At 49.9% G+C, this 12,050-nt stretch carries 10 protein-coding genes; 8 read left to right on the top strand and 2 right to left on the bottom strand.

Annotated elements, in window-relative coordinates:
- Positions 1-253, bottom strand: a 253-nt coding sequence (locus AACQ81_RS18265; RefSeq protein WP_237388170.1) for a DUF1525 domain-containing protein, incomplete at its 3' end; no start/stop codon positions are given.
- A gap of 313 nt (positions 254-566) precedes the next feature.
- Between AACQ81_RS18265 and tssF the strand changes: the two genes are divergently transcribed.
- The 8 genes from tssF (at position 567) to AACQ81_RS18225 (ending at position 8,643) form a co-directional block, all read left to right on the top strand.
- A complete protein-coding gene (tssF, locus tag AACQ81_RS18260) occupies positions 567-2,324 on the top strand; it encodes a type VI secretion system baseplate subunit TssF (protein WP_237388169.1) in 1,758 nt (585 codons plus the stop codon).
- 37 nt (positions 2,325-2,361) lie between these two features.
- A complete protein-coding gene (gene tssI / locus AACQ81_RS18255) occupies positions 2,362-4,203 on the top strand; it encodes a type VI secretion system tip protein TssI/VgrG (RefSeq protein WP_237388168.1) in 1,842 nt (613 codons plus the stop codon).
- Between the two features lie 11 nt (positions 4,204-4,214).
- Positions 4,215-5,441: a DUF2169 family type VI secretion system accessory protein gene (locus AACQ81_RS18250; RefSeq protein WP_237388167.1), complete on the top strand. Its 1,227-nt coding sequence runs from the start codon at positions 4,215-4,217 to the stop codon at positions 5,439-5,441.
- Positions 5,434-5,790, top strand: a complete 357-nt coding sequence (locus AACQ81_RS18245) for a DUF4150 domain-containing protein (protein ID WP_237388166.1) — start codon at positions 5,434-5,436, stop codon at positions 5,788-5,790. The genes AACQ81_RS18250 and AACQ81_RS18245 overlap by 8 nt, the downstream gene beginning before the upstream one ends.
- A gap of 10 nt (positions 5,791-5,800) precedes the next feature.
- A complete protein-coding gene (locus tag AACQ81_RS18240) occupies positions 5,801-7,081 on the top strand; it encodes a polymorphic toxin type 15 domain-containing protein (RefSeq protein ID WP_237388165.1) in 1,281 nt (426 codons plus the stop codon).
- Complete coding sequence (locus tag AACQ81_RS18235) at positions 7,074-7,709, top strand: GAD-like domain-containing protein (protein WP_237388164.1); 636 nt, start codon at positions 7,074-7,076, stop codon at positions 7,707-7,709. Before AACQ81_RS18240 ends, AACQ81_RS18235 begins: the two co-directional genes overlap by 8 nt.
- A 100-nt stretch (positions 7,710-7,809) precedes the next feature.
- Positions 7,810-8,445, top strand: coding sequence for a GAD-like domain-containing protein (locus AACQ81_RS18230; protein WP_237388163.1), 636 nt, complete (start codon positions 7,810-7,812; stop codon positions 8,443-8,445).
- A 72-nt stretch (positions 8,446-8,517) separates the two neighbouring features.
- Positions 8,518-8,643, top strand: coding sequence for a hypothetical protein (locus AACQ81_RS18225; RefSeq protein ID WP_272903119.1), 126 nt, complete (start codon positions 8,518-8,520; stop codon positions 8,641-8,643).
- 125 nt (positions 8,644-8,768) lie between these two features.
- On the opposite strand, the gene AACQ81_RS18220 is transcribed toward AACQ81_RS18225, so the two are convergent.
- Positions 8,769-12,032: an Ig-like domain-containing protein gene (locus AACQ81_RS18220; RefSeq protein ID WP_237388162.1), complete on the bottom strand. Its 3,264-nt coding sequence runs from the start codon at positions 12,030-12,032 to the stop codon at positions 8,769-8,771.
- Positions 12,033-12,050 lie beyond the last annotated feature (18 nt).

Raw genomic sequence — 12,050 nt, 5'->3', positions numbered from 1 at the left:
GTTGCTGTTCCTGCTCACGCCACTGAGGAGACTGAAGGATGGCCCGGACCTGAGTTGCCGCCTGTTGTGAGTCTGCGGGAAGGCGGGCAAAGATCTGCCTTTGCTGTTGCTCCGGTGCATCCAGCCAGATTACCTGTGTCTCAGGGGGCAAATTAACCGGCGGGTGCTGACGGTCGGTATAGATCACCGTTTTTGCACTGGCGGACAGTGACACCATCCATCCCATCAGGAGCAGTAAACCCGGCTTTTTCATCGTGTCCTTTCCATGTTATAAAACTTCAGAGCAGCGTGAAGAAAGCCGGCACAAAAGTCAGCAAACAATTCATTTTTGCAAAATGCAAAAAAACATCGGCCTCAGTGCCCTTGCCTTGCCCTCCCCGCCATGACGGGTAGCGTGGCTAAGATTTTTCCCAAATCATCAGAAAATTAAATTTCATTAAACATGCTAATTAATAATCCCGTACAATAATCCGCCTTTTCTGACAGAGTGCTGATTTTATATAAACTTTACGCATAACATGCCGATTAATTATTCATCGGTACATTAGAATAAAAAGAGAAACCCAATGAAAAACAACAAGGAGTCTATGTACCTGCGGGAAAGAGCCTACCTGCGGGAACTGGCTCAACGCGTGGCGAAAGAGTCGCCGCATCTGGCCGATTTTCTGACCCTGTCCCATGATCCCGGTATTGAACGGGTTTTCGAAGCGTTTGCCCTGTTGATTGCCCGCTTACGGGATAAAATTGAGGATGATCTCCCCGAAATTACCCACGGCATTCTGTCCCGTATCTGGCCGTCAGCCCTGAGTCCCGTTCCGCCCACGACGGTCATGCAGTTTCATCCCACCGACGGCGAACATCAGGGCACCGTTGACATCCCGGCAGGCACGCCGGTTTCCGCCGATGTCAACGGGCAGTTACTCACCTTTAAAACCTGCCGTTCCCTGCATATCGAACCCCTTATCGTGCGGGACAGGACAGTGAAGAAAACCGGCACACACAGTGAGATAGTGCTGACGCTTTGCCAGACAGGCACGCCCTCCCCTGTCTGGCAAAGCGGAACACTGTCTTTTTTCCTCGGTACGGACAATGAACGGGCAGCACAATTAAGTTTGTGGCTGGATCAGCATATCTGTGAGATGCACCTCAGAACGCAGGGAGAACAACGCAAACTGAATAGTTTCCCTTATGGCTGGCATAACCTGTTCGATGCTCCCCTCCTGCCGATAGGAAATCGCACTTATGCCGGCCTGCAATTACTGCTGGAATATTATGCACTGCCCCACCTGTATAACTTTATGACGGTGGATATCAGCGACAGTTGCCGGGAAGTGCCGTTAAATGCTGACGGCAGCTTTGAGCTGGTTTTTCGTTTTGACGGTGAGCTGCCGCTGGATAATGTCGACGATGCTTTTTGGCCTGGCTGTGTTCCGGCCATTCATCTGGAAACCCTGACCAGCCTTCCCCTGCCGCTGAGTGAGGGAAATCATCGTTATCACCTGCTTCCTGGCGAGTCCGTGCAGTTGTTCCGGCTGCGTGATATTCAGGTGGTTCAGCAACCTGATGAAACCCAGCAACGGGGTTCGCCCTGCCGCTATCTGCCCATCGACCAGTTTACGCCGTCATCGCCCAGTCTGGCGGAAGACGGGGAGCCGGAGACGTTTTATTACCTGCTCCAGAACGAGCGTGATTTACTGGGCAGGCTCACGCACCAACTGCATTTTTTTGACCTGACCGGCAAACCGGCTCAACACCTGCCCGTCCTGTCCGTCGTGGGTGATATTCTGGGCTATCACACGCAGGCCATCACCTTAAAACCCGGTGAAATTACCCTCACGCAGGAAGGTTCCCCGGCCCATCTCAACGTACACAATATTCTCCCCGTCTCCGCCGATTTCCCGTCCCTGTTGCAGGACAATTCCGGCTGGCCGTTGCTTTCCTGTCTCTCCAGCCCGCCGGTGTTGTTATTTGCCACCGACAGCCTGAAACAGTTTCTCCGCCTGTTTGATCCCTACCCCGAACTCAATCGCCCGCTGAGCCGCCATATCCGCCGGCATATCGACGGCATTGTCCGGGTGGAAGAACACCTTACCGATCGCATGAAGCGGGGACGTCCTGTCCGCGGGCACTGGGTGGGACTCACGCTCAACCCTGACTGTTACCACAATCCGGGAGAAATGTACCGCTTCTGCCGATTAATCAATGAAGCCATGGCGTGTTTTATCAGCCAGTCCACCTTCGTCAGGCTGGAGGTTTCTACCTCAGACAACAGCGGCGTCTTGTGGGCATTTAAGGAAGTCTACGGAACGCGCAGAGATATGTAAGCCATCAAACCATCACAATAAGGAGTAACAACAAAACATGATGAAGAATATCATTGACAGGCTGCCCACCGCCAAAAGTGGATTGCGGTTTACTTTTCAGGTCGCGGGGCTTCCCGGGGATACGTTCAGCGTGGGGGAGTTTTCCTTGCAGGAAGGGTTATCTGAGTTGTTTACCCTGAACCTGACACTGGTCAAAACCCATAGCCTGAATCCGTTCAAGCCATTAGACGAGGTGGATTTGAGCGCCCTGCTGATGCAGGAAGCCGTGTTGCAAATCTTTCACGGCGTACAGGTGCGGCGCAAAATCACCGGCATCATCTCTCACGCTGACTGGGCCGGCACCGACGGCAATAAAACCCTTTATACCCTGACCGTTCGCCCGGCACTCTGGCGTCTGACACTCAATCAGGAGAGCCGGATATTCCATCAGCAAAATGGACCCGCTATCCTGAATGGCCTGTTGAAAAAGCATAAGGTACTGGCGGATTCGAAGCTCTACGATCCCCACCAGGACCGGGAATACGTCACCCAGAAACGGGAATCCGATTATGGTTTTTTCAGCCGGCTGGCAGCCGAGGAAGGCATCAGTTTCTGGTTTGAGGATGAAACGCTGTTTTTCAGTGACAGCCATCTGGGAATGACGGCCGGACTGCCACTGACCTACAGCCCGCAGCCGGAAACCGCCCACGGGACAGATACGATTTATCAGGTGCGATTAGGCGTCGGGATGAACCCGCAACGCAGCCTTCACAAAGACTTTAATTACGACAATCCGCGTTATCACCTTTCCCATATGACCAGCAGTGAAGGTTTCCGCGATTTTGGCACTCAAACCCCGTATACCGTGTTTGAAAGTTACGGCCGTTTTCAGAAAGATGCCGCCGCCAAACCATTTCTCAAATACCGTCATGAAGCGCTGGATAACCAGAAAAAGACCGGCAGCGGCAGCAGTAACTGCATCAAACTGATGCCCGGCAAAATCTTCGAGATAAAAAGCCATCCGCACGCCCCGCTCAATGCCCGCTGGCAGATTGTCGGTATCAGCCATCACGGCCGCTGCCCACAGGCCATGGGCGATAACAGCGGTGACGGCACCACACTGACCAACCATTTCAGCTTTATCGACGGCCTTGCTGACTGGCGTCCGCCGTTCCATTACAAGCCACTGGCCGATGGCGATGAAACTGCCACGGTTGTTGGCCCTGAAGGGGAAGAAATCTTTGTCAATAAAGACGGCGCGATTAAAGTGCATTTCCACTGGAACCGTTATGACAAGGCGGATGACGGTGCATCTTGCTGGGTTCGCGTCGCACAGGGCTGGAACGGCAACGGCTTTGGCTTTATGGCGATACCCCGTATCGGGCAGGAAGTCATCATCTCTTACCTCAACGGCGATATCGACCGGCCGATTGTCACCGGCTGTGTCTACAACGGCCTGAACCGTCCGCCGCTGGATTTACCGGCCCAGAAAACCCGCACCACCTTCAAGACCAAAACCCATAAGGGCAAAGGCTTTAACGAACTGCGGTTTGAAGATGCGAAAGGCAGTGAAGAGGTGTTTATCCATGCCCAGAAGGACATGAACACCAAAGTACTCAATGACCGCAATACTCAGGTGCTGGCAAACCATTCTGAGACCGTCGAGAAAAACCAGACTATTGATGTCCATGAACACCGGGAAGAGAGCATTGGCCTGACAGATACACTTGACGTCGGTGAATCCTTGTCCATTACCGCAGGTACAGTGATTGAACTGCGCTGCGGCAGTAGTGTCCTGCGCATGGATAAACTGGGCAATGTCACCATCCAGGGGAATAACTTCCTGTTTCAGGCCAGTGATGCCATTCAAATCAGCGCACAGGACATTGACCTGAACTAAGGAGCTTTGCGATGGAATTTAAAAATCTGACCCCGTTTTCGGTTATGCACTACAAGATGCTCGATACCGAAGACGAAGAATATCACGTTGTCGCGATGAAAATCGTCTATCAGCTCCGGCCTGTCGGCGACGGGCCGTATTATCAGGCCGTATTAACCGAGCCGTTTGGTGAGCTGGCATTACAGGATGAATTCAGCGGTGAACCCAACCAGTCCTCCGTCCGGCAGGAAAGTGACTTAGCGCCGTTAAAGCCGAAATGTGATGTGATTGTCAACGGGGTGGCCTATGCACCGGGCGGCATTCCGGCTGAAAGAGTGCCCGTCCGGTTACTTGTCACAAAAGCAGACTGGCAGCCGCTTATCGATAAAACCTTATTGATATGGGGAGAACGTGAGTTTCAACACACGTCTGAGGACGAATGGCAGCTGACACCGCCGCAAAAATTCACGGAATTACCGATAGACTACCAATACGCTTTTGGCGGGCAATGCAGGGTCTATGAAAACGATGAGGCGGCCGCTGCCGTGGCTGAGGAATTCAGGCTGTCCGCTGAGCAACGGGCACAGCATCCGGAAAAAGAGATGCCCCCCATAGCCCATGCCACTTTCGAGTATAACCCGATTGGCACGGGATTTGTCGTACCGTGGTATGCCAAAGCGAAAGCCCTTTCCCGCTCTCCCGCACCGCGTATTGAACGCCCAGATGCCCCTGTCACCGGGGAGCATTTCGCCCACTGTTCAGAGCCGCCGAACGCCATCACCGAATCCGGCTGCCAGCCTGCGGGTTTCGGTATGATTGGCCGCCCCTGGCTGCCCCGCCGCGCAAAAGCGGGTACCTACGATGAGACCTGGCTGAAAGAACGCCACCCTTATCTCCCTGACGATTTTGATTTTAGCTACTGGAATAACGCACCGGAAGACCAGCAAATTGACCACCCGGATAACAATATCCGTATCAGCCTGTTTCATTTAACCCGTGAGGGCATATTGCGGGTGCAGCTGCCGGGACACCGCCCCTTTATTCTGCTGAGAATGCTGAACGGCGAAATGTTACCTGACCTGATGTATCCGGATACCTTAATTATCGACAGCGAAGCGCTCACACTTTCCATAACCTACCGTTACCACGCCGAAATTGACGAGTCCATCCGGGTGATGGAGGCCCGGTTTGAGATGAACCCGGATGCGCCCCTGGTCAGGGTCGATTTAGGCGATGGCAAGGAGTTGCATTATGGCTGATAACTACTTCGCCCGAACGGCAACCCAATGGATGGTTGTCAGCATTGTGCCGGATGTGTGCAAAACGCCGATGGGTGCATCAACGCCGCCCATTCCCTATCCGGTGGTGGCCAAACTGGCAGAAAGCTCTGTGCCGGTCAAATCCGTGCGGGCAAACGGTAAACCCATGGTGGTCTTCGCCCAAAGTTTTGTGCCGCAGACGCTGGGCGACCAACCCGGCGTCGCCAATGGCATCAAAAGCGGCACCGTGGGGGGCAAGTGCCACCCTAAAGAACACGCCAAAAGTGTCCGGGCAGGTAACAAGCTCCTGCTGCGGCACGGTGACAAATTCTGGATGAACGGCGCATAAGGATACGACTATGGCAAAAAAAACCAAAAAAACACCGCCCACGGTGAGCGATAAACCTTTACTGGAACAAAAGGCGCGCCATGATGCCCCGACGGGGGAAGGCAATACGATAGGTGAAATTGTCGGACAACCCCCTCAGGTCACGAAAGCGCCCGGTGAAGCAAGTCCGATACTCAAGCCCGGCCCACAGAAAGAAAAAAATTTCGCCAGTCAGGCGTATGACAGCGCAAAAAACGTGGTTGTTGAGGCAGGGAAAAGTGCTGCTGAAATGGGTAAAGGCGCGGCAAAAGATACCTGGAATTTTGGGGTTGATATCGCGGAACTTGCATATCCGGCAGCCCAGCTGGAGGCGGCACGTGCCATGGAAGACGCGGCAAGGTGGCATGATATTTTCGGCAATAAAGAGCAGGCAAAGGTGTTATCGGAAGCCGCTGAAGAGGCCAGAGGCAGAGCAGCCACCGGTAATCTTGATGAACTCAGGGTGACATTAGACAATCCGGAGCAGGAACTCGGTGCGGTACTGGCTGATTTGAACCCGAAAGGTGCGGTTAAAGGTGTCGTTAAAGGCATAGTCGGGGGCGTTAAGAAGATAGGTAAAGCAATTGAAAAAGTGACCGCCAAAGAGGGAAAGAAAAAAACAGTGAATAAGGTTGAAAAACCGAAGGAGAGCGCAGGCAAGCCTAACGAGCCAGAAAAAAAAGGCGGGAAAGTTAAGGGGGCTAAAATAACGAAAGTTCCGTGTTTTAATCCTTATAACAGCAAACGCTATAAGCGATTAAAAACAGAGAAAGAACGTCAGGCATTCCTGAAAGAATATTCCGCACAACTGCGCAGGCAGCAGGATGCGATTAATAATATGTCGCCTGAAGAGTTCAAATTTGCACGGGATGCTTATAAGAAGAATAAGCGAAATAGTTTGGCTGGGAAAGCACAAGAAGATTTCCGAAATGATACTAAAGAAGATATAAAAGGTAATATATTTGATTCATTAATTAATAAAAAAGTTCCTGTAAAAGAAGCGGAAAAAATAGCACAAAGCAGAGCAGATAAAATATTTGATGACTTAGCTGCACTGCATGAACCAGATATGGTGGCAGGAGGCTATGGACAATATGCACCTAAGAAAATGGGTGATAAAGGAATTAACAGCGCTATAGGTGGTAGCTGGAATGGAAAACGGATAAAATCGCTTGATGATGCAGCAAAAGAGGCCATTGACAGCGGGTTAGGTGACGCTAAGATGAACGTTCAATTAGAATTGTGCCGAGGTAAGGGGAAAAATAATGCGTGACGAGTTTTTTGAATATTTTATTGAAAAAATGGGAGAGGCGACTCAACATAAAGATGTTCCTGCTGATGTAATAGAAAAATGGCTGGGAAAAGTACCGGGGCAGTTATTGTATTACTGGAAAACAGAAGGCTGGAACAGCTATAGAGATGGGTTATTTAGCATTGTAAATCCCGATGACTATGAAGATATTGTTGATATGTGGCTAGAAGATACCCCCTTCGAATCCATGGACTCTTATCATGTCATCGCCAGAAGTGGCTTTGGTAAACTTTATCTTTGCGGTGAACAAACAGGAATTAACTTAACAATATCTTGTATTTTTAACTCTATTAATTACTCTAAAAAAAGAGCACACAAGAAAGAAAGAAAAAAATTAGATCAAGAAATATCTTCTTTCTTTGGAATAAAATCACCTGATGATTTTGATTTAAAAGGCGGCACAAAAACAGGTATTTTTTCTCGTGCCGTTGAGAAATATGGTCCGTTAGGTGAGCACGAAATATTTGGTTTTGAACCTGCTATTATTTTAGGCAGCGAGATCAAACTTGAAAATGTCAGAAAATTAGATATGCACATTCATCTCGATATTCTTCGTCAATTCGCCGATCCAGATATTCAGGAAATTTGATTTTCTATTTCCCTGATACTTATCTGTTCATCAAAGTGGCTGTATAAATAGCCACTTATTTTCTTATGTTAGAATTATGCCGAGGCATGGAGAAAAAGTAATGCGTGATGATTTTTTTAAATGTTTTATTCAAGATTTGGGAGAAGCAACACAGCATAGAGCTGTTCCTGCCGAGGCAATAGATAAGTGGCTGGGAAAGCTTCCGGGTCAATTACTGTATTATTGGAAAACTGAAGGCTGGAACAGCTATCAAGATGGATTATTTAGTATTGTAAATCCCGATGATTATGAAGATATTGTCGATATATGGTTAGAAGATACACCATTTGAGTCAATGGATTCTTACCATGTTATTGCCAGAAGTGGTTTTGGTAAAATGTTCCTTTGTGGAGAAGAAACCGGAATTAACTTATCGATATCTTGTATATTCAATAAAATAACAAGTGATAAAAATGACATTTATAAAAAAGACAGAAAAACCTTGGATCTTGATATTTCCAGTTTTTTTGCAAGCAAGTCTGCCAAGACTCTAGATTTAAAAGGCGGCACAAAAACAGGTATTTTTTCTCGTGCCGTTGAGAAACATGGCCCGTTAAGTGAGCACGAAATATTTGGTTTTGAACCTGCTATTATTTTAGGCGGCGAGATCAAACTTGAAAATGTCAGAAAATTAGATATGCACATTCATCTCGATATTCTTCGTCAATTCGCCGATCCAGATATTCAGGAAATTTAACTTTTGATAGTGTTATTTTTATAAAGTGACTGCGTATACAGTCACTTTAATTATCTTATCACAGGAAAAATAATGCGTGATGATAATTTTAGTTACTTTATTGAAGAAATTGGAGAAGCTACTCAGCATATAGCAGTACCCTCTGGAGCAATAGAAAAATGGGGAGGTAGGCTATCTAATAAGTTACTTAATTATTGAAAATTTGAAGGTTAGAACAACTATCAGAATGGTTTATTCGCATAGTAACTTACAGTAATTATAAAGGTATTATCGATATGTGGCTGCTTAATACAGCCACCTGCCTCATCTATAATAGATAAATGCTACCCACCACACGCAAACGCCAGCCGATGCCAGGCATTACGCGTCCAGCTATCCGATTCTGCCCAGAATGCCCATTTTGTCTGCGCATCCATCGAACCGGAACTGCCAGAAAGATAATCTGTGGAAACCACATAAAATTCTCTCACCCAGCCCTCATAGTGATAAAAATTTCCCCATTCTTCATAAAGCCGTTCAAGTGCATATTTGGGCGCAATCTGGCTGCCGAGTGATTGACAAATTTGCGTGGCATTAAAATAAAAATCTTGCGTCAGGCCTGAGCGCTCAAACCAGGTATCGCTCGTTAAGGTCAGTACCACCTGCTGCCCTGCCTCATCGGTGCCTGTCAGTCTCACACCGTCAGGACGTTGCTGTACGACCACCGTATCACCGGATACCGTGACTGCCGGAGAATCACTCTGCCAGTTCACCCGGCCTGTATTATCGGCGGTGATGATGCGAAATTTCGCTCCCCGCCAGAAAACTGAAGGCCCCCGGGCGCCAAAGGATTTCTGGTTAGCATTACCGCCCTGGCTGTCAACAGCAACGGTGTCGGCAATACGTAATGGCGGGATAAATTCCACTGTGGGTGAGATAACCGCCTGGTCATCAATAATGGCCGTCACTGAAGCGGTGCCTGCCTTCTGGCTGATCAGTGTCGCGCGGGCTTCGCCGTTTTCATCGGTTTCAATCTGTGCGTCTGTAAAGTGACCGTTATCTGAACGCCACCAGACAGGAATACCCGCAGCGGGCTGTCCGGTCAGGTTTTTCACCGCCACGGTCAATGTGACGCTATCCTGACCATTGGCAATAATGCGGGTTTTATCTGCACGCAGCGTGGATGTCAGCACGTCATCAAACCAGAGCGTCGGGGCGGTCACCGTCTTATCATCAACCTGGATCCATACCCGGTGCTCACCGGCAACAGTGCTGGTCAGTTGAACTTGTGCCAATCCCTGTGAGTCGGTTCGGGTTTCTGCTGATGACAGGACACCGTTGTCGGTGTGCCAGATGACGGCCTGATCTTTAACCGGTAACCTCAGTGTATTTTCAACAATCGCAGTCAGTACGATAGCCTCCTGCCCGTCGCCGCTGGCATGGGTTTTATCCGCGATGATAACGGATTGCAACTGACGTTCAAACGTGACCCCGCCCGCCGTGATGATGGTACCTGACATGTCAGCGCGGACACGGGCGATACCGGCTTTCCGGCTGATAATCCGTGCGTGGGCTTTTCCCCTGCTGTCGGTGATAACCTGTTCATCGGCAATCTGGCCATGATCCGTTGACCACACGATTTCCCTCCCTGCTATCGGCTGGTCAGCCGCATCACGCGCGTCAATCGTGCAAAGCACACTGTCCTGTCCATCGGCAATGGCTGTACTTTTGTCACAGGTCAACGTATGGGCCAGTGCGGGTAAAAATTCAACCGGTGAAGCTGTGAACGTCTCTTCATCCGCCATCACCGACACCTCTGCAATACCGGAAGGCAAACTGACTAATGCGGCGGTGGCCTGCCCGTGATTATTGGTTGTTGACGAAGAACTCAGGAATTTACCCCGGCTGGTTTGCCACTTAACGGACTGGTGAGGAACGGGGACGCCGGCGGCATCCTTGACGGTAACGGTAAACGTCACGGCATCCTGACCATCCGCTTTGGCCTGTGTTTTGTCTGCGGTGATAACAGGTTTCAATACCGCACTGAAGTGCACCGGCAAAGCCACAGTGACATTATCACCGACCGAGACCTGTACGCTATGCTCCCCGTGATGATGGCTGCTCAACAACACTGCCGCCAGCCCCTGTGTATCAGTTTTCTGTGTGCTTTGTGAAAGTTTGCCTTTGTCACTTGACCAGCTCACCGTTTGATCGGGAACAGGCTCACCGTCACGATCTTTCACCATCACGGTATACATCACACTGTCCTGACCGTCCGCCCTTGCCTGCGTCCGGTTTGCGGTGACCTGCACATGGGTTTCCGTCGGCTGGATAAAAAGGGTGGTTTCCGATGGCCGGGAACGATTGCCGTACTTATCAATGGCAATGCCGGAAAGCCGGATCATTTTATCGGTGGCTTTCGGTAAAAGCAGCATAACCTTATCAGGCATCTGGTGAATAATTTTACCGCCGGCTTGCTGTAGTTCATCGGCCCGGAGTTCTAAACGCGCAAGGGGATATTTGGAGGTAATCCGTGGCGTAAAGGTGATGATTCTGCCTGCATCGCCTTTAAGCTGAGCGGGAAAGTCCAGTGTTATCAGCGTTTGCTTGCGGTAATCCAGTACCATATCATGATTCCGGTTGACAAAATCTGTCCGTCTGAATGTCAGGCTGCGTAATGGCGCGACGGCACTGGGATCAAGCTGTTGTGCCAGCGGGACACCCAACTGGTAATTGAGTGCCAGCGTAAAACGGTTATCCCAGTGATCCTGTTTTCCCTGCCGGACATCCGCGCCCAATGTGACTAACGGCACCGGTGTGTATGTCAGCCCGGCCGTCAGGCTGTAAGGATTATGCTGACGTTTGCTGTTACCAAATAAATCCACTTGCTGCCCGTAGTACTGTTCAAACATCACCTGCCCGCCCCAGTGTGGCAACGCAGGTAACCCGCCTTCTACCCGGATATCCCAGCCATTGGCGGGGCGTGCATCATAATCGCTGACTTGCCGGGACGTTTTCCAGCCGGATAAGCGCTGGTAAAGGTTGGCAGAGAGTTTGAGGTTATCACGCCACGCTTCTGCCCCGATGCTGTAGCGATGGTGTTGAGCCGGCCACTCAGCATCCCAGAACACATTAGCCCCCCAGAGCCAGTTATCACTCAAATAGCGGTATCCCATACCAAAATGGGTGGTCGTCTGACCGTGCCCGGTTTTAACGCCCCACTGGCCGAATGCGGTGTAAGCCGGAGTGGTATACCACGGCAACATCCAATCCAGTGCAGCTTCTTTTAACGAAAAAGCGTGATCAAAGGGGAGTGAGATCCGGGCATTGCCGAACTGGTTGAGCAACGGGGTTAATGTGGCAGTGACTGCCGATGACAGCTGCTGGGCAGCGATGGATTGTGCGGCTTCGGTGGGGGACTGCGATTGGTGAAGTTGGTGTCCTAATTGTGAAGTGATTTCAGCCAAGTTATAAACTGCATGGTTATCTTCATTTTGAAGTTCTGATATGGCTTGGCTGTGAAAACTGAATGAAAGGCTCAATAGGCCAATAATCAGAGATTTTGAACCATCAAACAAAGACGAGTGCAATTTTTGATATACTGGCATATTACCCCTTCCATACTT

Source organism: Xenorhabdus sp. Sc-CR9 (assembly GCF_963897815.1).
Taxonomy (GTDB): Bacteria; Pseudomonadota; Gammaproteobacteria; order Enterobacterales; family Enterobacteriaceae; genus Xenorhabdus.
Note: the sequence above shows the minus strand (reverse complement) of the source record. Positions and strands in the feature narration are given on the sequence as shown.